This is a genomic window from Streptomyces sp. cf386 (genome assembly GCF_900103585.1).
GTDB lineage: Bacteria > Actinomycetota > Actinomycetes > Streptomycetales > Streptomycetaceae > Streptomyces.
Window position 1 is genome coordinate 372,337 of the sequence record NZ_FNHV01000006.1, and the last position, 22,020, is coordinate 394,356.

16 protein-coding genes are annotated in these 22,020 nt (G+C 68.5%); 5 read left to right on the forward strand and 11 right to left on the reverse strand.

Features of this window, described 5'->3' with window-relative positions; genetic code table 11:
• Window positions 1-101: 101 nt before the first annotated feature.
• The 5 genes from BLU79_RS18030 to BLU79_RS18050 all read right to left on the reverse strand — a co-directional run bounded on the left by BLU79_RS18030 (window position 102) and on the right by BLU79_RS18050 (window position 6,450).
• The gene (locus BLU79_RS18030) at window positions 102-1,151 is read right to left on the reverse strand and encodes an ABC transporter ATP-binding protein (protein WP_093906799.1); all 1,050 of its coding nucleotides are present in this window, start codon (window positions 1,149-1,151) and stop codon (window positions 102-104) included.
• The gene (locus BLU79_RS18035) at window positions 1,144-2,118 is read right to left on the reverse strand and encodes an ABC transporter ATP-binding protein (protein ID WP_093906800.1); all 975 of its coding nucleotides are present in this window, start codon (window positions 2,116-2,118) and stop codon (window positions 1,144-1,146) included. Before BLU79_RS18035 ends, BLU79_RS18030 begins: the two co-directional genes overlap by 8 nt.
• 766 nt (window positions 2,119-2,884) lie before the next feature.
• Window positions 2,885-3,901, reverse strand: coding sequence for an ABC transporter permease (locus BLU79_RS18040; RefSeq protein WP_093906801.1), 1,017 nt, complete (start codon window positions 3,899-3,901; stop codon window positions 2,885-2,887).
• Complete coding sequence (locus tag BLU79_RS18045) at window positions 3,894-4,817, reverse strand: ABC transporter permease (RefSeq protein WP_093906802.1); 924 nt, start codon at window positions 4,815-4,817, stop codon at window positions 3,894-3,896. Before BLU79_RS18045 ends, BLU79_RS18040 begins: the two co-directional genes overlap by 8 nt.
• A gap of 7 nt (window positions 4,818-4,824) precedes the next feature.
• Window positions 4,825-6,450, reverse strand: a complete 1,626-nt coding sequence (locus BLU79_RS18050; RefSeq protein WP_093906803.1) for a peptide ABC transporter substrate-binding protein — start codon at window positions 6,448-6,450, stop codon at window positions 4,825-4,827.
• A gap of 356 nt (window positions 6,451-6,806) precedes the next feature.
• Here BLU79_RS18050 and BLU79_RS18055 point away from each other — a divergent pair, with 356 nt between their 5' ends.
• The 5 genes from BLU79_RS18055 to BLU79_RS18075 all read left to right on the forward strand — a co-directional run bounded on the left by BLU79_RS18055 (window position 6,807) and on the right by BLU79_RS18075 (window position 12,727).
• Window positions 6,807-8,627, forward strand: coding sequence for an ABC transporter substrate-binding protein (locus BLU79_RS18055; RefSeq protein ID WP_093906804.1), 1,821 nt, complete (start codon window positions 6,807-6,809; stop codon window positions 8,625-8,627).
• 6 nt (window positions 8,628-8,633) lie between these two features.
• On the forward strand, window positions 8,634-9,686 hold the full coding sequence (locus BLU79_RS18060; RefSeq protein ID WP_093906805.1) for an ABC transporter permease: 1,053 nt from the start codon (window positions 8,634-8,636) through the stop codon (window positions 9,684-9,686).
• On the forward strand, window positions 9,683-10,600 hold the full coding sequence (locus BLU79_RS18065) for an ABC transporter permease (protein WP_093906806.1): 918 nt from the start codon (window positions 9,683-9,685) through the stop codon (window positions 10,598-10,600). Before BLU79_RS18060 ends, BLU79_RS18065 begins: the two co-directional genes overlap by 4 nt.
• 178 nt (window positions 10,601-10,778) lie before the next feature.
• Window positions 10,779-11,753 carry an ABC transporter ATP-binding protein gene (locus tag BLU79_RS18070; protein WP_093906807.1) on the forward strand — a complete coding sequence of 325 codons (975 nt, stop codon included), beginning with the start codon at window positions 10,779-10,781 and terminating at the stop codon, window positions 11,751-11,753.
• Complete coding sequence (locus tag BLU79_RS18075) at window positions 11,750-12,727, forward strand: ABC transporter ATP-binding protein (protein WP_093906808.1); 978 nt, start codon at window positions 11,750-11,752, stop codon at window positions 12,725-12,727. The genes BLU79_RS18070 and BLU79_RS18075 overlap by 4 nt, the downstream gene beginning before the upstream one ends.
• Before the next feature lie 93 nt (window positions 12,728-12,820).
• Here the strand turns inward: BLU79_RS18075 and BLU79_RS18080 are convergent, their stop codons facing one another.
• The 6 genes from BLU79_RS18080 to typA form a co-directional block, all read right to left on the reverse strand.
• The gene (locus tag BLU79_RS18080; RefSeq protein WP_093906809.1) at window positions 12,821-13,966 is read right to left on the reverse strand and encodes an ABC transporter ATP-binding protein; all 1,146 of its coding nucleotides are present in this window, start codon (window positions 13,964-13,966) and stop codon (window positions 12,821-12,823) included.
• A 25-nt stretch (window positions 13,967-13,991) separates the two neighbouring features.
• On the reverse strand, window positions 13,992-15,053 hold the full coding sequence (locus BLU79_RS18085) for an ABC transporter ATP-binding protein (RefSeq protein ID WP_093906810.1): 1,062 nt from the start codon (window positions 15,051-15,053) through the stop codon (window positions 13,992-13,994).
• Window positions 15,054-15,063: 10 nt separating this feature from the next.
• Window positions 15,064-16,041, reverse strand: coding sequence for an ABC transporter permease (locus BLU79_RS18090; RefSeq protein WP_093906811.1), 978 nt, complete (start codon window positions 16,039-16,041; stop codon window positions 15,064-15,066).
• A 111-nt stretch (window positions 16,042-16,152) separates the two neighbouring features.
• Complete coding sequence (locus BLU79_RS18095) at window positions 16,153-17,952, reverse strand: ABC transporter substrate-binding protein (protein ID WP_093906812.1); 1,800 nt, start codon at window positions 17,950-17,952, stop codon at window positions 16,153-16,155.
• A 120-nt stretch (window positions 17,953-18,072) separates the two neighbouring features.
• Entirely contained in the window at window positions 18,073-19,104 is a 1,032-nt protein-coding gene (locus BLU79_RS18100) for an ABC transporter permease (protein ID WP_093906813.1), read from the reverse strand.
• Between the two features lie 856 nt (window positions 19,105-19,960).
• A complete protein-coding gene (gene typA, locus BLU79_RS18105; RefSeq protein WP_093906814.1) occupies window positions 19,961-21,868 on the reverse strand; it encodes a translational GTPase TypA in 1,908 nt (635 codons plus the stop codon).
• Window positions 21,869-22,020 lie beyond the last annotated feature (152 nt).

The window sequence follows — 22,020 nt, forward strand, 5'->3', positions numbered from 1 at the left end:
CTGACGTGTCCGTATATCGGGATCGGGTCGGCCAAGTTGCCTGCGTGTTAACGCGGTTCGGGTGTGTTTGTGCGGCTATGCCCCCCTGGCGAGGGCACCGGTTATGGCCTCGGCTCCGCCCGCACCACCTGTTTCTCCTCGGCGAAATGACAGGCCGAGTCGTGCGCCGCGGGCCCGGTCGGATCGCCTCCGAGATGGGGCGGCACCGCGAGCGTCGGTACCTCCTGGGCGCAGCGTTCCTGGGCCTTCCAGCAGCGCGTGCGGAAGCGGCAGCCGGAGGGGACGTTCGTCGGGGACGGGACGTCGCCGGCGAGGATGATGCGCTCGCGGTGCGCACGGGCCTCCGGGTCGGGGACGGGGACCGCGGAGAGCAGGGCCTGGGTGTAGGGGTGCGTGGGGTGGTCGTAGATCTCGGCGTCCCTGCCGATCTCCACGATCCGTCCGAGGTACATCACCCCGACCCGGTCGGAGATGTGCCGGACGATCGACAGGTCGTGGGCGATGAAGACGTAGGAGAGGTCGAACTCGTTCTGGAGGCGGTCCATCAGGTTGATGACCTGGGCCTGGACGGAGACGTCCAGCGCGGAGACGGGTTCGTCGGCGACGATGACCTCCGGGCGCAGGGCCAACCCCCGGGCGATGCCGATGCGTTGGCGCTGGCCGCCGGAGAACTGGTGCGGATAGCGGTTGATGTGCTCGGGGTTGAGGCCGACCACGTCCAGCAGCTCCTGGACCTTCTTGCGCCGGTCGCCCTTCGGGGCCGCCTCGGGGTGGATCTCGTACGGCTCGCCGATGATGTCGCCCACCGTCATGCGGGGGTTGAGGGAGGTGTACGGGTCCTGGAAGACCATCTGGATGTTGCGCCGTACGGCCTTCAGGGCGCGGCCGGAGAGCCTGGTGATGTCCTCGCCCTTGTACTTGATCGAGCCGACCGTCGGTCGTTCGAGGTTGACCAGCATCCTGGCGACCGTCGACTTGCCGCAGCCGGATTCGCCGACGATGCCGAGGGTTTCGCCGCGGCGGAGCGTGAAATCGACGCCGTCGACCGCCTTGACCGAGCCGACCTCCTTCCTGAAGAGGACGCCCTGGGTGAGCGGGTAGTGCTTGACGAGTCCGCGGACCTCGAGGATCGCCTCCGCCTCCTCAGCCATTCAGGCACTCCCTCCAGAAGTGGCAGGCGCTGCCGCGTACTTCGTCGACCTCGCCCAGCGGGGGAACGTCGGTGCGGCACACGTCCCGGGCCATCGGGCAGCGGGGGTGGAAGGCGCAGCCCTGCGGGATGTCCATGAGGTTGGGGGGCAGGCCCTTGATCGCGTAGAGCTCCTGCCCCTTCTGGTCCAGGCGTGGGATGGAGTCCAGCAGGCCTCGGGTGTACGGGTGGGCGGGCGCCTTGTAGATGTCGTGGACCGGGGCCGACTCGACGATGCGGCCCGCGTACATCACGGCGATCCGGTCGGCCACGTCCGCGACCACGCCGAGGTCGTGGGTGATGAGGATCAGCCCCATGGCGTACTCGCGCTGCAGCTCCGCGAGCAGCTCCATGACCTGGGCCTGGACGGTGACGTCGAGGGCGGTGGTGGGCTCGTCGGCGATGATGAGGGACGGTTCGAGGGCGAGGGCCATCGCGATCATGATGCGTTGGCGCATGCCGCCGGAGAACTGGTGCGGGTACTGCTTGACGCGCTCCTTGGCGGCCGGGATGCGCACGCGGTCCATCAGCTCCACGGCCTTCGCGCGGGCGTCTTTCCGCGACATCCCCCGGTGCACGACGAACATCTCGCCGAGCTGATCCCCGACGGTCAGCACCGGGTTCAGCGAGGACAGCGCGTCCTGGAAGATCATCGCCATCTCGGCCCCGCGGACCTTGCGCCGCTCCTCTTCCCTCAGCTTCAGCAGGTCCCGGCCCTGAAAGAGGATCTCGCCCCCGGCGATCCGCCCCGGCGGCACGTCCAGAATCCCCATCACCGCCTGAGCGGTCACCGACTTCCCGGACCCGGACTCCCCGAGCACCGCCAGCGTCTCCCCCGCGTCCACGCCGTAACTGACCCCGTTGACCGCCTTGGCGACCCCGTCCCGAGTCCGGAACTCCACATACAGATCACGCACTTCGAGCAACATGCCCCGACCTCACCTCACCTTCGGTTCGAGGGCGTCGCACACGGCGCCGCCAAGACGATGAAGCCCGCAACGGCACCCGCGAGGGCAGCGGACGCCCGACAGGACCACCGCCCCGGCCTCCCGAGGCCAGGCCCACCCACACCCCGCACGGCGAACCCACGACGCCCTCACCTCGCCCTCGGCCCGAGGGCATCGCCCACCACGTCGCCCAAACGATGAACGCCGCCGCCACGACTCCGAGAGCACCGGAGGAGCGGCGGACGCCCGGCAAGGGCCGCCTCCCCCGCCCCGGCCCCCGAGGCCAAGCCCAGTCCCACCGCGCACCGCGGACCCACGCCGCCCGCACCTCGCCCTCCGACCGAGGACGTCGCGCACCACGTCGCCGAGGGAGTGAAAGCCGCAGCCGCGACTCCATGGACGCAGAAGGGACAGCGGACGCCCGGCAGGACGGCTGTCTCCCCCACCCCGGCCTCCCGAGGCCGCGCCCACCCACACCCCGCACCGCGAAACCCACAACGCCCGCACCCCGACCTCGGCCCGAGGACTTCGCCCACCACGTCGCCCAAACGATGAACGCCCCAGCCGCGACCCCGAGAGCACCGGACGCCCGACAGGGCCGCCTTCCCCGCCCCGTCCCCCGGAGGCCAAGCCCACTCCCACCGCGCACCGCGGACCCACGCCGCCCGCACCTCGCCCTCGGCCCGAGGGCATCGCGCACCACGTCGCCGGGGATGGGAGATCGCGCGTCACCGAACCCATGGCTCCCTCACCTCAACTTCGGATCCAGGGCGTCGCGTACCGCGTCGCCCAGCATGATGAAGGCCAGGACCGTGATGGCCAGGGCGCCGGAGGGCCAGAGCAGGGCGTGGGGGGCGTTGCGGATGTAGGGGGAAGCGGCCGAGATGTCGATGCCCCAGGAGACGCTCGGGGGTTTCAGGCCTACGCCGAGGTAGGACAGGGTTGCCTCCAGGGCGATGTACGTGCCGAGTGCGATCGTCGCCACCACGATCACCGGGGCTACGGCGTTGGGCGCGATGTGGCGGAGCAGGACGCGGGAGTGGGAGGCGCCCAGGGCTCGGGCGGCCTGGACGTAGTCGTTGTGTTTGGCGGTGATGACCGCGCCGCGCGCGATGCGGGAGATCTGGGGCCAGCCGAGCAGCACGATGAAGCCGATGACCGGCCAGACGGAGTTGCTGGTCACCACCGAGAGCAGGACCAGGCCGCCGAGGACCACCGGGATGGCGAAGAAGATGTCGGTGATGCGGGAGAGGAGCGAGTCCCAGAGCCCGCCGAAGAAGCCGGCGAGCGCGCCCAGTACCGAGCCGAGGAGCGCGACCCCGAGCGTGGCGCAGACGCCGACCATGACGGAGGTACGGGCGCCGTAGACCGTGCGCGTGTAGACGTCGCAGCCCTGTCCGTCGTAGCCGAAGGGATGGCCGGGCGCGGAGCCCTGCTGGGCCTTGGCGAGGTCGCATGCGAGGGGGCTGCCGGAGGTGATCGCCGCGGGCCACAGGGAGATGAGGACCAGGAAGAGGATGATCAGGGACGAGAGGACGAAGACCGGGTTGCGGCGCAGGTCGCGCCAGGCGTCGGACCAGAGGCTGCGGGCACGTTCGGCCGGGACGGCGGTCGGCTGCGGCTCCGTCGGTTCCGGGCCGACCGGCGACCGCCCGCCGAAAGGCCGCCGCTCCAGGGTCTCCGCCTCACTGGCGGCCAGGTGCATCGCGCCGGACGTACCGCTGCCGGAGATCGCCCCGTCGGACGGGAGCGGCTGGTCAGGCATAGCGGATCCTCGGGTCGAGTACGGCGTACAGGAGGTCGACGACCAGGTTGCAGAGGAGGAACACGAGGACGAGGACCGTCACGAAGCCGACGACGGTCTGCGTGTTCTGGCGCAGGATGCCCTGGTAGAGCTGGTAGCCGACGCCGTGGATGTTGAAGATCCGCTCGGTGACGATCGCCCCGCCCATGAGGAAGCCGATGTCGGCGCCGATGAAGGTGACGACCGGGATGAGGGAGTTGCGCAGAAGGTGGCGGGTGACCACGCGGTGTCTGGGCAGGCCCTTGGCGATGGCCGTACGGACGTAGTCGGAGCGCCGGTTCTCCGCGATGGAGGTGCGGGTCAGGCGGGTGACGTACGCCAGGGAGACCGAGGCCAGGACCAGGCCCGGGATCAGCAACTCGCCGAAGGGGGCCGCCGGGGAGACGGACGGGCGGATCCAGCCCCACTCCACGCCGAGCAGCAGCTGGAGCAGCAGACCGGTGACGAAGGTGGGGACGGAGATGACGACGAGGGTGAGGAGCAGGACGCCGGTGTCGACGGGGCGGCCGCGGCGCAGGCCCGTGACGACGCCCAGGGTGATCCCGATGACCACCTGGAAGACGATCGCCACGATCGTCAGCCGGATGGTGACGGGGAAGGCCGTCGACATCAGCTCGGTGACTTCCTGGCCGTTGAACGCCGTACCGAAGTCGCCGGTGAAGACGTTCCCCATGTAGGTCAGGTACTGCTGCCACACGGGCTTGTCGAGGCCGAACTCCTTCCGCAGCTGCGCCGCCGTCGCCGGGTCGCACTGCCGGTCGCCGCACAGGCCCGCGACGGGGTCGCCCATCACGTTCACCATGAGGAAGATCAGCATCGTGGCCCCGATGAACACCGGGACCATCTGCAGCAGACGCCGGACGACGTACTGCCCCATGGCGGGCTCAGCCGACCTTGATCTGGTCGTAGACGGGAACGCTGAACGGGTTGAGGGCCACGTTCGACAGCCGCTCCGACCAGCCGGCGCTGCCGTTCTGGTACCAGAGCGGGATGGCCGCCATGTTGTCCCGGACGACCTCCTCGGCCTTCTGGAAGGTCTGGACGGCCTTCGCGGGGTCGGTCTCGGCGTTCGCCTCGTCGACGAGCTTGTCGAACTCCTCGCTGGACCATTTGCCGTCGTTGGAGGAGGCGTTCGTGTAGTAGAGCGGCTGGAGGAAGTTCTGGGTCAGCGGGTAGTCCATCTGCCAGCCCGCCCGGAAGGGACCGGAGAGCTTCTGCGTCGTGCTCTTGCTGCGGAAGTCGGCGAAGGTGCCCATCGGGTTGCCGACGCAGGCCCGGTCGTTGTCCAGGGCGTTGTTGATGGAGTTGCAGACGGCGTCCACCCACAGCTTGTGGGAGCCGGTGTCCGCGTTGTACGTGATCTTCACCTGCCCGCCGGGCAGCCCGCCTCCCTCCTTGATCAGCTTCTTGGCCGCGGCGGCGTCGTACTGGCACCACTCACCGCACAGCCCCTCCTTGTAGCCGCCCTCCGCGCCGAGGACGGGTGAGGTCCAGTCGGTGGCGGGGGTGCGGGTCCCCTGGAAGATGGTCTTGGTGATCTGCTCGCGGTCGATCGCCCGGGACAGTCCCTTGCGGACCTTGACCGAGCCGGGCTTGTTCCAGTCCTTGTCGTAGTGGGGGAAGGCCAGGGTCTGGATGATGCCGGCCGGGGTGTTGAGGTAGCGGCCGCCCAGGTCGCCCCGGACGTTGCCCAGCTGCTGGGCCGGGACGTCGTCGACGAGGTCGAGGTTGCCGGCCATCAGGTCGGTGTAGGCCGTGTTGTTGTCGGTGTAGACCTTGAGCGTGACGCCGTCGTTGCGGGCCGCGTCCTCGCCCGGGTAGGCGTCCCATGTCGTCAGGCGCATCTCGGAGCCCTTGGTGTACGACTCCACGGCGTACGGGCCGTTGCCGACGGGCTTGTCCAGCCAGCCGGCGTGGTCGTCGAAGAACGCCCGGGGCAGCGGGACGAAGGCGTTGTAGCCGAGGGTGTCGGGGAAGCTGGAGAACTTCTGGCTGAGCCGGACGGTGAAGGTCCGCTCGTCCAGCACCTTCAGCCCGGACATCGTCTCGGCGCTCTGCTCGCCCTTCGCCGGGTGGACCTGGTCGTAGCCCTCGATGTAGCTGAAGAAGTAGGCGTTCTTCTGGTTGTTCTTCAGGCTCGCCCCGTAGTTCCAGGCGTCCACGAAGGACCGGGCGGTGACCTTCTCGCCGTTGCTGAAGGTCCAGCCGTCCTTGAGGGTGACGGTGTAGTTGCGGGAGTCCGGGGTCTCGATCTTCTCGGCGAGCATGTCCTCGGCCTCGCCGGTCTTCGGGTCGTACTGCTTCAGCCCGCGGAAGATCATGGTGAGCACCTTGCCGCCCTGCACCTCGTTGGTGTTGGCCGGTTCCAACGGGTTCTGCGGATCGGTCCACGAGGAGCTGAGCACCTCGCCACCGCCGCCGGCGCTGTCACCCCCGCCTCCGCAGGCCGTCGCCGCGAGGGCGACCACCACCGCGCAAACGGCCCGTCCGGCGTGCCTGGCTCCGCGCATGGTGCGTCCTCCTGACTGCGCCGCCCTGTGTCGCCGCGCCCTGGCAGCAAATATCGGCAGCCGCGAAGGGCTGTGCATGCGCACGGCACCCATCCGAGGCGCCGTTAGCTCTTTCGGCGGCAACCGTCGGCCGGCCGGTCGGCGCGGCGGTATCCGGCATGCCTCGCCTTCGCCCTGCCGGACCGTCAGGGATTGACCAGGTGGTCTTCACCGGTGTGGACCATTGGCTGTCTCAATCTCATCACTTCGTTGTTTCCGCAGGCCACATGGGGTTTCATGCGCTGTTCACGCGCGCAGTAAAGCGCTGACAGTCCAACAAGCCGTCCCTGTGCAAGCGATGACGTGAGGTCACGATCATGAGCACTCCACAGCAGCACAGCAGAGTGCGGCGCCTTCTCGCCGCCGCAGCCGCAGCCCTGACGCTGTCGGCCGGACTCGTGCCGCACCAGGCGGTGGCGGCGGACGGCGACAAGGTCCTCACCGTCGCGGTCGCACAGAGTGTCGACTCACTGAGCCCGTTCCTGGCGTCGCGGCTCCTCAGCACCAGCATCCACCGGCTGATGTACGAGTACCTCACGAACTACGACCCGGGGGACGCCCATGCCGTCCCGGCCCTGGCGACCGAGTGGAAGTCGTCGCCGGACAAGCTGACCTGGACGTACACGATCCGCTCCGACTCCAAGTGGTCGGACGGACAGCAGGCGGACGCCGAGGACGCGGCGTGGACGTTCAACAAGATGATGACCGACGAGGGTGCGGCCACCGCCAACGGCAGCTTCGTCGGCAACTTCCGGAAGGTGACGGCCCCGAGCCCCACCGAGCTGGTCATCGAGCTGAAGAAGCCGCAGGCCACGATGACGGCACTTGATGTGCCGATCGTGCCGAAGCACGTCTGGGAGAAGGTCGGCGACTTCTCGAAGTTCAACAACGACAAGGACTTCCCCGTCGTCGGGAACGGGCCGTTCATCCTCACCGACTACAAGCCCGACAGCTACGTCCGTCTCAAGGCCAACAAGGACTTCTGGCGCGGGGCACCGAAGTTCGACGAGCTGGTCTTCCGGTACTACAAGGACCAGGACGCCGCGGTCGCCGCCCTGCGCAAGGGCGAGGTCTCCTTCGTCGCCGGGTCCCCGTCCCTGACACCCGCTCAGGCTGCCTCCCTCAAGGGCGAGAAGAACATCCACGTCAACGACGCGCCCGGCCGCCGCTTCTACGCCCTCGCCACCAACCCGGGGGCACGGGCGAAAAACGGCCAGAAGTTCGGTGACGGCGACCCCTCCCTGCTGGACGAGCGGGTGCGGCACGCCCTGTTCACGGCGGTCGACCGCGACACCATCATCGACCGGGTGTTCCAGGGGCACGCGGTGCGGGGCGAGGGCTACATCCCGCCGCGCTTCTCCACGTACTTCTGGCAGCCGGCGGACGGGCAGGAACTCGCCTACGACCCCGCGAAGGCCGCCCGACTCCTCGACCAGGCGGGCTACAAGAAGAACGGCGACGGCAAGCGCCTCGGCAAGGACGGCAAGCCGATCACCTACCGCGTCCTGTGCCATGCCACCGACCCCAACGACAAGGCCATAGGGCAGTACCTCCAGGAGTGGTGGGGCGAGCTCGGCATCGGCGTGGACCTCAACTGCCTGGACAACGTCAGCGATCCCTGGCTCGCGGGCACCTACGACATCGCCTTCGACGGCTGGTCCGTCAACCCCGACCCGGACTTCGTGCTGTCGATCCACACCTGCGGCGCGCTGCCCGCGACGCCGAAGGACACGGGCGCGACGGACAACTTCATCTGCGACAAGACGTACGACGACCTGTACGCCAAGCAGCTCGCCGAGTACGACCCGGCCAAACGGGCGGACCTCGTCAAGCAGATGGAGTCCCGGCTGTACGACCTCGGGTACATGAACGTCATGGCGTATCCGAACGCGGTCGAGGCCTATCGCACGGACCAGATCAAGTCGATCACGACGATGCCCGAGAAGGCGGGCAACATCTACGGGCAGGACGGCTACTGGAGTTGGTGGTCGGCGACCCCGGCGGACTCCGACACCGTCTCCGACGGCTCCGGTTCGACAGGTGTCGTCATCGGGGTCGTCGCCGGTGCCGCCGTCCTCGTCGGCGCGGGAGTGTTCTTCGCTCTGCGCCGCCGGGCGACCGCCGAGGAGCGCGAGTAGCCGCCCATGACCGCCGACGCACCCTCCGCTCCGGCCGTCAAGGCCGCCGCGCCCGCGGTCCGGGGACCGCGGGCGCGCCTCAGCACGCGCTATCTGCGCTACGGCGCCGGCAAGGTGGGCGGCGCCGCCGTCTCCCTGCTCGCCGTCCTCGTCACCGGGTTCTTCCTGTTCCGGCTGATTCCCGGCGACCCCGTCAAGACCATGACGGGCGGCCGCCCCATCTCCGAGGAGCAACTCGCCGCCTATCGGCGGGAGTTCGGGCTCGATCTGCCGCTGTGGGAGCAGTTCACCGACTACTGCGGCAAGGCGCTCACCGGGGATCTCGGGACGTCGTACCAGTTCCGGGCGCCCGTCGTCGACAAGATCTCCGAGGCACTGCCCAACACCCTGCTGCTCACCGGCACCGCGTTCGTGCTGTACACCGTGCTCGGCATCGTGCTGGGCACCCGCTCGGCCTGGCGGCACGGAGGGCTCGGCGACCGCCTGAACACAGGTCTGGCCCTCACCCTCTACTCGATCCCGTCGTTCTGGCTGGGCCTGCTGCTGATCATCGTGTTCTCGGTGGGGATCGGCCCGATTCCCGGGCTGTTCCCGACCGGAGGCATGGAGTCCGGCGGTGAGGAGGGCTTCGCGTACGTCCTCGACGTCGCCCACCATCTGATCCTGCCCGTCGTCACGCTGGTCGCGGTCGAGTACGGCCAGACCCTGCTGGTGGCCCGCTCCGCGCTGCTGGACGAGATGGGCAGCGACTATCTGACGACCGCCCGCGCCAAGGGCCTCAGGGACGACCTGGTGCGGCGCCGGCATGCCGTGCCGAACGCGCTGCTGCCGACGGTGACGCTGGTCTTCGTCAATCTGGGCCGGACGGTCGCGGGCGTGATCCTCGTCGAGACGGTCTTCTCCTGGCCGGGGCTCGGCGGGCTGTTCTACCAGGCGCTCAGCGTGCCCGATCTGCCGCTGGTGCAGGGCCTGTTCCTCTTCTTCGCAGCGGCGGTGATCGTCATGAACACCCTGGCCGACCTGGTCTATCCGCTGCTCGACCCTCGGGTGGGCCGATGACGACCGAGACGAAGACTCAGGCGGTCGGCCCGCGCGCGCTCGCCCGGCAGCGGCGGCGCCAGTCCGTCGTACGGTTCTGGAAGCAGTACCGCACCCACCGCGCCGGGCTGGTGGGACTGATCGCCCTCGCCCTGTTCGCGCTGCTCGCCCTGACCGCCCCGCTCACGATCGGCTCCGACGTGGCCGGAGTGACCCGGGCGCCGGGGCAGCCGATGGAGAGCCCGAGCGGTGAGTTCCCGCTGGGGACCGACCGGTTCGGGCGTGATCTGCTGGGCCTGCTGGTGTGGGGCTCGCGGGTGTCGCTGCTGGTCGGGCTGCTCGCGGCGGCGCTGTCGGTGGCGATCGGCACGACGGTCGGGATCACCGCGGGGCACTTCAAGGGGGCGTACGCCACCGTGCTGATGCGGATCACCGACTGGTTCCTGGTGATGCCGACCCTGGTCCTCGCCATCGCGCTGGCCACCGTGCTGCCCCGCTCGCTGGGCACGGTCGTCCTGGCGATCGGCGTGACCTCCTGGCCGACCACGGCCCGGCTGGTGCGGGCGCAGACGCTGGCGGTGGAGTCACGGCCGTACATCGAACGCGCGAAGGCGCTGGGCGGCGGGCACTGGCATGTCATGTCCCGGCATGTGCTGCCCAATGTGATGCCGCTGGTGCTCGCCCAGACGACGCTGATGATCTCGTCCTCCATCCTCGCCGAGGCGACCCTCGCCTTCCTGGGGCTGAGCGATCCGAACGTCGTGTCGTGGGGCGGGCTGCTCCAGGACGCGCGGGAGGCGGGGGCGGTCAGCTCCGGGAACTGGTGGTATCTGGTGCCGCCGGGCATCGCCATCGCGGTGGTGGCACTGGCGTTCACGCTGTGCGGGCGCGCGGTGGAGTCCGTGCTCAACCCCAGGCTGGGGGTGGGGCGTTGAAGCCGCTCGCAGTCTGGGCCCGCGCGGCGACCTCCCGCGACGCAACAGCCGCCTCGCGGGAGGTCGCCTCCTCACCGCCCACACGCCGAAGCCCTGCCGACACCAGCGCAGGGCCGGTCCACCCGCCCCGCCGACCTGCCACGAAACCCGCCCTCAACCCCACACCGGGGGTGACACCTTGAGCCTCCTCGACGTAAGAGACCTCACGGTGACCTACGCCGGCGGAGCCGCCGCCGTGCGGGGTGTCGATCTGACGCTGGCGGCCGGGCAGAAGCTCGGCATCGCGGGTGAGTCGGGGTGCGGCAAGTCCACGCTCGCCCTCGCGCTGCTGCGGCTGCTGCCGGCCGGTACCCGGATCGGCGGGCAGGTCCTGCTGGACGGGGAGGACGTCCTCACCATGAAGTGGGGGCGGGTGCGGGCGGTGCGCTGGGCCGGGGCCTCCATCGTCTTCCAGGGCGCGATGCACTCGCTGAACGCGGTCCACCGCGTCGGCGACCAGATCGCCGAGCCGATCCTGCTGCATGGGAGGGCGACCCCGGCGGGCGCGAAGAAGCGGGCCGGCGAGCTGCTGGAGCAGGTGGGGCTCCCCGCGGCACGGGCGTCGGCGTATCCGCACGAACTCTCCGGCGGCCAGCGTCAGCGCGTCATGATCGCCATGGCACTCGCCTGCGACCCCCGGCTGATCGTCGCCGACGAGCCGACCACCGCCCTGGACGTGATGATCCAGGCGCAGATCCTCCGCCTCATCGAACAGCTCGTCGCGGAGCAGGAGTTGGGCCTGATCGCGATCAGCCACGACCTGGCGGTCCTCGCCGACACCTGTGACCGGCTGGCGGTGATGTACGCGGGCCGTGTGGTCGAGGAGGGCCCGGCGCGCAAGGTCTACGAGGACGCCAGGCACCCCTACGGCAAGGCGCTCTCGGAGGCGTTCCCGAGGATCGGCGACCCGGCGTCGCGGTTCGCGCCGCGCGGCCTGCCGGGCGATCCGCCGGACCCGTCCGCCGTGCCGTCCGGGTGCGCCTTCCATCCGCGTTGTCCGGTCGTGCTGGAGTCCTGCGCGGTGGACGACCAGGAGCTGTACGAGGCCGCCGAGGACCGGCGGGCGGCCTGCGTCCATGTACGGGCGGCACCGGCCGCGAGGAGCGGATCATGACCCTCTTGAGCGCACAGGGCCTGCACGTCACCTATCCCGGCCGGCACGGCGCCCCGCCCGCCCGCGCGGTGGACGGTGTCGAACTCGACATCGGCGCCGGGGAGATCGTGGCGCTGGTCGGCGAGTCCGGTTGCGGCAAGACGACGCTGGCCCGCGCCCTGCTCGGCCTGGAGCCGCCGACCGAGGGGCGGGTCGTCTTCGACGGCGAGCCACTGCGGTACTCCTCGCGGGCCCTGAAGGCGTACCGGCGGCGCGTCCAGCTGGTCCTCCAGGACCCGACGGGATCGCTGAACCCACGACACACGGTGTACGACGCGGTGGCGGAGGGCCTGCGGATCCACGGCCACGGCGGCGACGAGCGTGCGGCGGTGGCCGGGGCGCTGTCCCGGGCCGGACTGCGGCCCCCGGAGCGCTTCTTCCTGCGCTATCCGCACGAACTCTCCGGCGGTCAGCGCCAACGCGTGGTCATCGCGGGCGCGTTGGTCCTCGAACCCGAACTCCTCGTCGCCGACGAGCCGGTGGCCTCCCTGGACGCCTCCGTACGCGGCGAGATCCTCGCCCTGCTGCTGCGGCTGCGCACCGATCTCGGTCTGTCGGCGCTGGTGGTGACGCACGACCTGGGGCTGGCGTGGAACATCGCGGACCGGGTGGCGGTGATGTACCTGGGCCGGATCGTGGAGACGGGGGACGTGGAGCAGGTGCTCACGGCGCCCCGACACCCGTACACCCAGGCCCTGTTGTCGGTCCTGCCGGAGGCTCCCGGCGATCCGGTGGTCCTGACCGGCGAGCCTCCGGACCCGACCCGCATCCCCTCCGGATGCCGTTTCCACGCCCGCTGTCAGGTGCTGGCGAGCGGGGAGGCGGAACGGGCGGGAGTGGCGGACGCCTGCCGGGACGAGGATCCGGAGGTGCTCGGCGGGGATGCGCAGGCGCAGGTGGCGTGTCACTGGGCGCGGTCGCGGATCACCGCCTGACGCCCACGTACACACACGAATACGAATACGAATACGAAAGACCGGGTGCGGGAGAGTCGACTCCCGCACCCGGTCCCATGGCGATTCCGTCGGTCAGCTCTTCGAGACCGCCGTGCCGCCGTCGGCGTTGTCCTCCAGGGCCTTCAGGCCCTGGTCCAGCACCACGTCCTCACCGCGGTCCGCGATGGTGGGCTCCTCCGGGAAGTGGCACGCCGTCAGGTGCCCCTGCTTGCTGCCGTCGATGCGCAGCAGCGGCGGCTCCTGCGTCGCACACTTGTCCTGCGCCTTCCAGCAGCGCGTACGGAACCGGCAGCCGGACGGCGGGCTGATCGGGGAGGGCACGTCACCCGCGAGGCGGATCCGCTCCCGCTTGGCCGCGTCGATGTCCGCGTCCGGCACCGCCGACAGCAGCGCGTGCGTGTAGGGGTGACGGGGCCGGTTGTAGAGCGAGTCGCGGTCCGCGATCTCCACGACCTTGCCGAGGTACATCACCGCGACGCGCTGCGAGAAGTGCCGCACGATCGCCAGGTCGTGGGCGATGAAGACGAAGGCGATCCCCATCTCCCGCTGCACTTCCTGCAGCAGGTTCACCACCTGGGCCTGGATCGACACGTCGAGGGCCGAGACCGGCTCGTCCGCGATGATCAGCTTCGGCTCCAGCGCGACGGCTCGCGCGACACCGATGCGCTGGCGCTGGCCGCCCGAGAACTCGTGCGGGAAGCGGTTGTAGTGCTCCGGGTTGAGACCGACGATCTCCAGGAGCTCGCGGACCCGCTTCTCCCGGCCCCCGGGCGGGTTGATCCCGTTGATCTCCATCGGGCCCGAGATGATCTTGCCGACCGTCTGCCGCGGGTTCAGCGCGGTGTACGGGTCCTGGAAGATCATCTGGATCTCGGACCTGATCGGCGCCATCTTCGACCGGCTGGCGTGACTGATGTCCCGCCCCTTGTACTCGATGGTGCCCTCGGTCGGCTCGTACAGCCGGGTCAGCAGCCGCCCGGTCGTCGACTTGCCGCAGCCGGACTCGCCGACCAGGCCGAGGCTCTCGCCCGGGAAGACCTCCAGGTCGACACCGTCGACGGCCTTGACATGGCCGACGGTTCGCCGGATCGGGAAGCCGCCTTTGATCGGGAAGTGTTTCTTCAGGCCGGTGACCTTAAGGAGCGGTGTGCTGTCCTCGTCCCGCTGCTGCGGGATCGCGTCGGCGACCGCCGTCGTGGTGTTGCTGTTGTCGCTCATGGTGATGCCCCAGTCCCGGTTTGGCTCAGCCCAGCCGGGGCTGAATCGTCTCGATGAACAGCTGCTGCCGCTGGTCCCCCGTCAGGTGACACGCGGCGGCTCGCCCTGGGGCGAGCGGCGGCCGCTCACTGGAGCAACGGCCTCCAGGAACCTCTTCGGTGAAGCCGCACCGCGGGTGGAAGGCACAGCCCGAGGGCGGGTTGAGCAGCGAGGGAGGCGATCCGGGGATCGGCACCAGCGGCTCGTCGACATCGGACGTGAGCCTCGGCATCGACCCCAACAGGCCCCAGGTGTACGGGTGCTGAGGCGCCTTGAGCACCTCGCGCACCGTGCCCCGCTCGACCGCGCGGCCCGCGTACATCACGAGGATGTCGTCGGCCATGTTGGCGACCACGCCGAGGTCGTGGGTGATCATGATGATGGCGGAGCCGAACTCCTGCTGCAGGTCCTTGAGCAGGTCGAGGATCTGCGCCTGCACCGTCACGTCGAGCGCCGTGGTGGGCTCGTCGGCGATGAGCAGGTCCGGGTCGCAGGCGAGCGCCATCGCGATCATGGCGCGCTGCCGCATACCGCCGGAGAACTGGTGCGGGTAGTCGTCGACCCGCTGCTGCGGATGCGGGATGCCCACCTTCTCCAGCAGGTCGATGGCGCGCACCCGGGCGTCCCGCTTGGAGGCCCCGGTGTGCTTCATGAACGGCTCACCGATCTGGCGGCCGACCGTGTAGTACGGCGACAGCGCGGTCAGCGCGTCCTGGAAGATCATCGCCATCTTCTTGCCGCGCAGCGTCTCCAGCTGCTTCTCGCCGGCGTCGGTCAGCTCCTGACCGTCCAGCGTGATCGACCCGTCGATGGCGGTGTTCTTGCGGTTGTGCAGGCCGAGAACGGCGAGGTTGGTCACCGACTTGCCGGAGCCGGACTCACCGACGATGCCGAGGGTCTTGCCGCGCTCCAGGTCGAAGGAGAGCCCGTCCACCGCCTTGACGACGCCGTCCTCGGTGGAGAAGTGGACCTTGAGGTCACGTACCGAGAGAAAGGCCCGCTCCGCGGCGGTGGCCGCGGCCTCTTCGGGCTTGGTCTGAGTGGTCACGGTGGTTCTCCTAGGACAGCCGCACGCGCGGGTCGATGACGGCGTACAGGGCGTCCACGATCAGGTTGAAGACGATGATGAGCGCGGCGCTGATCAGCATGACGCCCATGAGCATCGGCAGGTCCTTGTTGACGACGGATTCCAACGCGAGTCGGCCGAGACCGGCCAGACCGAACGTCAGCTCCGTCACCATGCCGCCCGCCAGCAGGGAGGACAGGTCGATGCCGAGGATGGTGACGATGGGGATGAGGGAGCCGCGCCAGGCGTAGCGGAAGAAGACGAAGTTGCTCGACATGCCCTTGGCGCGGGCCGCCTTCACATGCTCTTCCTGCAGCTGCTCGATCATCGAGGAGCGGGCCATACGTGTGTAGTTGGCGGTGAAGATGGTCGCCATGACGACCCAGGGGATCAACAGGCCCATGAACCAGCCGCCGAGGTCCTCGCTGATCGGCACGTACTTCGGCTTGTCGAGCCAGCCGGTGCTGTAGACCAGGCCGAGCAGCACGAGCGGGCCGAGGAAGTAGATCTGCATGGAGCTGATGACCAGCGAACCCGAGCTGAACACCTTGTCCAGCCAGGTGCCGCGGTACTTGGCGGCCAGCAGACCGGCGCCGAGGCCGAGCGTGAGGAAGACCAGCAGGCTGCCTGCGGTCAGCGAGATGGTCAGCGGGAAGCGGTCGAGGATCGTGTCCCAGACGTTCTGGTTGTTGGCGAACGAGACACCGAAGCAGGGGGCGTCGCAGTGGCCGACGGCGAAGTCCCGGCCGACGAATATGCCGACGAGGAAGTTCCAGTACTGAACGGGGACCGGCGAGTCGAGGCCGAGGTTCTTGTGGATGATCGCCAGCGCGTCCGGAGTGCAGTTCTTGCCACAGGCCAGCAGGGCCGGGTCCTGCGGAATGGCGAAGAACATGAAGAACGTGAACGCACTGATCAACAGCAAAATCAGCGCCGCGCCGAACGTCCGGCGAACGAGGAATTGAAGCATGGCAGGCAGCTGCTCTCAGGACGGCGGCAGTCGATGGGAAAGTCTGGGGGAACCGGGCCCCGGTGGTGGGCGCTCCGCCACGCGCCCACCACCGATTGCCGACGAAGCGGGTTACTTCTTCAGGAAGACCCGGGTGACGTCCACGTAGCTCGAGTCCGAGCTGTAGCGGATGCCGCCGATGTTCGAACCGAAGATCTGGAAGACCTTGGTGTAGTAGATCGGGGCGGCCGGGTTGACCTTCTCGGTGATGTACTTGTTGAGCGCGTCCCACGCCTTGGTGGCCTGGGCGGTGTCCGTGATCTTCACGATGCGGGCGATCTCGGAGTTGACGTGCTCGTCATTGATGTGCGAGTAGTTCGACGCGCCGTCCTGGATGGTCGTGCCGTCGTACAGCGGCGGGAAGACCGTGGACGCGGACGGCCAGTCCTGGCCCCAACCGGTCATGTACAGGTCGTAGCCGTTCTTGACCTTGCCGACCTGCTCGTACCAGGTGGCGGAGTCGATCTCCTTCTTCTGGATGTCGAGGCCGATCTTCTCCAGCGCGTCGGCGATCAGGACGGCCTGCTGCTGACGGACCGGCGTGTTGCCGTAGGCGTAGACGAGCTTCTTGCCCTTGAAGCCGCCTTCCTCGATCAGCTTCTTGGCGGCCTCGATGTCACCGTTGGGCTTCTTGGCCCGGTTGAACGGGTCGTACTTCTCGTCGTAGCCCGGAGTGGTCGGCGACATCAGCGAGTTGGCGGTCTCACCGCCGTAGGCACCACCGTCGGCCTTGAAGACCGAGGAGGCCGGCAGCGCCAGCGTGATGGCGTCACGGAGCTTCTTGTCCTTGACGCGGTCCAGGTTGAAGTTGAGCTGCCACACGTAGGGTGCGTAGCCCTCGATGGTGCGCTTCCCCATGACGCTCTTGTCGCCCACGACGGCCTGCAGCTGCGTGGTGGCGACCTGACCCGTGAACATCATCGCGTTCTTGGCGTCGCCCTGGTCGGCGAGGAGGGTCTTGGTCTGGTCCTCGTCGTCGTGGTTCATCTCGATGTTGAAGCCGTCGACGTACTGGTGGCGCACCGAGTCGGACTTCGGGTCCCACTGGGTGTTCTTGACGAGCTTCATCGACTTGCCCGGCTTGAAGTCGGCGATCTTGTACGGGCCCGACGAGACCGGGTCGTTGTCGTACTTCTCCTTGGTGTCCGTCTCCTCCGGGACGAGGCTGTAACCGGGCATGGTCAGCATCTGCGGAAGGTCGGGCTGCGCGTCCTTGAAGTGGAAGACGACCGTCTTGTCGTCCGGCGTCTCCAGGACGCTGTCCGGCAGGTGCTTGCCCTTGTCCGGACCCGCGTAGGCGTCACGGTAGGTGGTGCCGGCACCGGACAGCCACTGCTGCAGGTACGTCGGGCCGTCGGTGATGTAGGTCGCGTACAGGCGCTCGACCGTGTGGCGGATGTCCGCCGAGTTGATCGGGTTGCCGTTCTCGTCCTTCAGGCCGGACTTCAGGGTGTAGGTCCAGGTCTTGCCGCCGTCGGAGACCTTGCCCGCGTCGGTGGCGAGGTCGCCCACGACGGTCAGGTTGCCCTGGTCGTCCTCGGAGTACTGGGTCAGACCGCGGTAGATGAGGCGGCTGAGCAGCTTTCCGTCCGAGACGTAGATCTGGCCCGGGTCCAGGTGGGAGAAGTCCGCCTCCTGGTAGACGGTCGCGGTGCCGCCCGCCTTGGCACCGGGGACCTCGGCAGCGGGGCCGGTGGACGCCTTCGCATCGCCGATCTGCACCGGCTTGGACTGCGACTTGGCGTCCTCCTTGCTCTTGCTGTTGTCCTTCGCCGAGCTGCCGCTGCCGCCACCGCAGGCGGTGAGGGTCAGGGCTCCGGCGGCCACCGCGACTAGCGCAGCTGTGGTCGTGCGGTTACGGAAGATGCTCATGGAGTGGAATCCACCTGCCTGTGAGTTGTGAGCACTGCTGGTAGCTGGCCGGAGCCGGGCCGTGGGGACCGAAGCCGACGTGGGCAAGAGGCCGTGGCCTGCCCGTGAGTGGGGGGACCCTCAGCGGCCCGTCTTGGGATCGAAGGCATCCCGCACCGAGTCACCGAGAAGGTTGAAGGCCACGACGAAGACCACCATGGCCACGCCGGGGAAGAGCATGTAGTACGGGTCCTGCTCGATGATGCGCGCGCCGATGGCGAACATCCGCCCCCAGTCCGGGGTGGGTTCGACGTACCCGACGCCCACGAAGGAGAGGAAGGCGATGCTGAGGATGGTGCTCGGCAGCGTGAGCGTGAACTGCACCAGCACCGGAGTGACGATGTTGGGGAGCAGTTCCTTGCGGATGATCCGCCAGGGCGAGGCCCCGGAGATCCGCGCCGCCTCGATGAACTCCCGGTCACGCAGGGACAGGGTGGCGGCCCTGATCAGCCGCGCCATGCTCATCCAGCCCAGGAAGGACAGGACGATGATGATCGCGCAGGTGCGCACATAGGTGGGCGTCTCCTCGTCCGGAGCGACGAACACCGTGGTGATGACGGGCATCGCGGCGACGAAGAAGAGCTGGTTGGGCAGAGCCATGAAGAAGTCGGTGATCCGGCCGAGCCAGTAGTCGGACTTCCCGCCGAAATAGCCGCCCGCCAGGCCGATCAGCACGCCCATCACAGTCATCAGCACCGTCGCGGCCAGCGCCGTGAACATCGAGGTCCGCATGCCGTACAGCAGCTGGGTGAAGACGTCCCGGCCCAGGCCCGGCTCGATGCCGAACCAGAACTCCCCGGTCATGCCACCGGCGGGCCCCGCCGGCATGGTGAACATGTCCAGGAGTTCCGGCCGCTCCTGCCCGTAGAGCGTGTACGGGTCCTTGCCGTACACCTTCGAGATCAGCGGCGCCGCGGTGGCGATGACGAAGAAGAACAGGACGACGACGGCGGAGGTCACACCCGTGCGGTCGCGCTTGAAGCGACCCCACATCAACTGCCCGGGGCTGCGTCCCTCAAGCTTCTTCGGCTCCTTGGCGCCTTCCTGCGGCGCGCTCTCCTTGTCCACGAGAGAAGGGGTTTCGGCACCCTCGAGCTCGATTGGACTCGTCATGATTCGTCCATTTCACAGGTGTTGGAGGTCGTCGGGACTGCAGAGTGTTCGACGACCGTCGCACGGCGTACGTCTTTCGCAGCGCGCGAGGAGAACAACGGCTGGGGGGCGAGCCCCCGGGGGAACCCTGGCTCGCGATCGGCACTGACCGGCCGACGGAGCGGAGCGTCAGGGGAGTTCTCGGCGCCTGGTCACCGTCGCGACCGCCGAACCGGGACTCGCACCTGCGGGGCCTACATCTGCCATCCGGGACGACGCGACCCATATGGCGCTTGTGGCACCTCGCATGGGTTCCTCCTCATGAATTCCGCTGGTTCACCGCAAAGGGGAGCACACGACACCTCCAGGCCCCGTCGCCGGTGCCGAAGTTCGTCTGGTGCCCCCACGCTCGTAAGTCCGCGCCCCGTCAGCGCGTAACCCGTTCATCCGAGCTCTACGCGCCTAACTATCTGCTATCGGCCAGGGGACGAACCACAGTCTCGAGGTCTCGGTTCGATCACAGATAGGGGCCAGGTCTTCCAAAATCCGGACAAAGGGTTTGAGGAGAGATCGCTGCGAAACGGACTTGTTACACATCTATCGGGGGTTAGCGTCCGTATAGCGGACGTCCTTCGCCGAAAAAACAGTTGCCTGTCGCATACCGGCGATGCTTGGACGCACCGACCGTGCGGGCGCATTGCTTCCGGGCAGGTTAATGGGATCCGACCCGCTGAAAGGCGACTCACAACGAATTCAAGGGTTTTCCCTACGCCCCCTCGGACCCCTTGGCGACAGTCGCACCATTCGCCCCATCCTACGCAAAACGGCACCGAGCGCCCCTTGTCGGGGCGCCCGGTGCCGTCTGCGGCGGTGGGGGTCAGCCGTGCTTGGCGCGGCTCGCGGCGCGGGCACGCTCGCGGGCGTCCAGGTTCACCTTGCGGATACGGACCGCCTCCGGGGTCACCTCGACGCACTCGTCGTCGCGGCAGAACTCCAGGGACTGCTCCAGGGAGAGCTTGCGCGGCGGGACGATCGCCTCGAACGAGTCGGCCGAGGAGGACCGCATGTTCGTGAGCTTCTTCTCCTTGGTGATGTTCACGTCCATGTCGTCGGAGCGCGAGTTCTCGCCGACGATCATGCCCTCGTACACCTCGGTGCCGGGGTCGGTGAACAGCACGCCGCGCTCCTGGAGGTTCGTCATCGCGAACGCGGTGACGGCACCGGCGCGGTCGGCGACCAGCGAGCCGTTGTTGCGGGTCTGCAGGGTGCCGAACCAGGGCTCGAAGCCCTCGTGGATGGAGTGGCCGATGCCGGTGCCGCGGGTCTGGGTCAGGAACTCGGTCCGGAAACCGATGAGACCACGCGACGGAACGACGAACTCCATGCGCACCCAGCCCGAGCCGTGGTTGGACATGTTGTCCATACGGCCCTTGCGGACGCCCATGAGCTGCGTGACCGCGCCCATGTGCTCCTCGGGGACGTCGATCGTCATGCGCTCGACGGGCTCGTACGTCTTGCCGTCGACGTCCTTGGTGACGACCTGGGGCTTGCCGATGGTCAGCTCGAAGCCCTCGCGGCGCATCTGCTCGACCAGGATGGCCAGCGCCAGCTCACCACGGCCCTGCACCTCCCAGGCGTCCGGGCGCTCGGTGTCGATGACGCGGAGCGAGACGTTACCGATCAGCTCGCGGTCCAGGCGGTCCTTGACCTGGCGGGCGGTGACCTTGCGGTCCTTGACGGCCGCCTTGTTGTCGGCGCCCTTGCCGGTGCCGCCACGGCCGACCAGCGGCGAGGTGTTCGTGCCGATGGTCATGGAGATCGCGGGCTCGTCGACCGTGATCAGCGGCAGCGGAATCGGGTTCTCGGTGTCGGCGAGGGTCTCGCCGATCATGATGTCCGGGATACCGGCGACGGCACAGATGTCACCGGGGCCGGCCTTCTCGGCGGGCTTGCGGGTCAGCGCCTCGGTCATCATCAGCTCGCTGATGCGGACGTTGCTGACGGTGCCGTCGCGCTTGATCCAGGCGACGGTCTGGCCCTTGCGCAGCTCGCCCTGCTCGACGCGGAGCAGCGCGATACGGCCGAGGAAGTTGTCCGCGTCCAGGTTGGTGACGTGCGCCTGGAGCGGGGCCTCCTCGTCGTAGGTCGGGGCCGGGATGTGCTGGAGGATCGTGGAGAAGAACGGCTCCAGGCTGGTGGAGTCGGCCGGGACCGTGCCGTTCTCCGGCTTGGTCAGCGAGGCGATGCCGTCACGGCCGCAGGCGTAGACGATCGGGAACTCGATCTGCTCCTCGTCGGCGTCCAGGTCGAGGAAGAGGTCGTAGGTCTCGTTGACGACCTCGTCGATCCGGGAGTCCGGGCGGTCCGTCTTGTTGATACAGAGGATGACGGGCAGACGCTGCTGCAGCGCCTTGCGCAGCACGAAGCGGGTCTGCGGCAGCGGGCCCTCGGAGGCGTCGACGAGCAGGACGACACCGTCGACCATCGACAGACCGCGCTCCACCTCGCCGCCGAAGTCGGCGTGGCCGGGGGTGTCGATGATGTTGATGGTGATGACGTCCCCCCCGTCCTTGGGGTGGTACTTCACCGCCGTGTTCTTGGCCAGGATCGTGATGCCCTTCTCACGCTCCAGGTCGTTCGAGTCCATCATGCGGTCGTCGACGCCTTCGAGCTGGTGCGCGGCGAAGGCGCCGGCCTGCTTCAGCATGCCGTCCACGATGGTGGTCTTGCCGTGGTCGACGTGGGCGACGATGGCGACGTTGCGGATGTCGTGGCGCGTGGCCATGGTGTGGCGTACTCCCGGAGTGGTGAGGACGGCTCTCGCGTACGTCTGTGTTACGCGGGCCCTGCCGGGCTGAACGTGCCACGGCCTTACCCCATGGTACGGGGCCGCCGTCACTGGGGCTTGGCGGGATACATTTATGCAGGTCAGGACGG

Excerpts from the sequence above, each read along its gene's own strand:
- BLU79_RS18030 (WP_093906799.1), bottom strand. The coding sequence starts at position 1,151 with ATGGCTGAGGAGGCGGAGGCGATCCTCGAGGTCCGCGGACTCGTCAAG.
- BLU79_RS18045 (WP_093906802.1), bottom strand. The coding sequence starts at position 4,817 with ATGGGGCAGTACGTCGTCCGGCGTCTGCTGCAGATGGTCCCGGTGTTC.
- BLU79_RS18050 (WP_093906803.1), bottom strand. The coding sequence starts at position 6,450 with ATGCGCGGAGCCAGGCACGCCGGACGGGCCGTTTGCGCGGTGGTGGTC.
- BLU79_RS18075 (WP_093906808.1), top strand. The coding sequence starts at position 11,750 with ATGACCCTCTTGAGCGCACAGGGCCTGCACGTCACCTATCCCGGCCGG.
- typA (WP_093906814.1), bottom strand. The coding sequence starts at position 21,868 with ATGGCCACGCGCCACGACATCCGCAACGTCGCCATCGTCGCCCACGTC.
- BLU79_RS18055 (WP_093906804.1), top strand. The coding sequence starts at position 6,807 with ATGAGCACTCCACAGCAGCACAGCAGAGTGCGGCGCCTTCTCGCCGCC.
- BLU79_RS18100 (WP_093906813.1), bottom strand. The coding sequence starts at position 19,104 with ATGACGAGTCCAATCGAGCTCGAGGGTGCCGAAACCCCTTCTCTCGTG.
- BLU79_RS18065 (WP_093906806.1), top strand. The coding sequence starts at position 9,683 with ATGACGACCGAGACGAAGACTCAGGCGGTCGGCCCGCGCGCGCTCGCC.
- BLU79_RS18060 (WP_093906805.1), top strand. The coding sequence starts at position 8,634 with ATGACCGCCGACGCACCCTCCGCTCCGGCCGTCAAGGCCGCCGCGCCC.
- BLU79_RS18080 (WP_093906809.1), bottom strand. The coding sequence starts at position 13,966 with ATGAGCGACAACAGCAACACCACGACGGCGGTCGCCGACGCGATCCCG.
- BLU79_RS18040 (WP_093906801.1), bottom strand. The coding sequence starts at position 3,901 with ATGCCTGACCAGCCGCTCCCGTCCGACGGGGCGATCTCCGGCAGCGGT.
- BLU79_RS18035 (WP_093906800.1), bottom strand. The coding sequence starts at position 2,118 with ATGTTGCTCGAAGTGCGTGATCTGTATGTGGAGTTCCGGACTCGGGAC.
- BLU79_RS18095 (WP_093906812.1), bottom strand. The coding sequence starts at position 17,952 with ATGAGCATCTTCCGTAACCGCACGACCACAGCTGCGCTAGTCGCGGTG.
- BLU79_RS18090 (WP_093906811.1), bottom strand. The coding sequence starts at position 16,041 with ATGCTTCAATTCCTCGTTCGCCGGACGTTCGGCGCGGCGCTGATTTTG.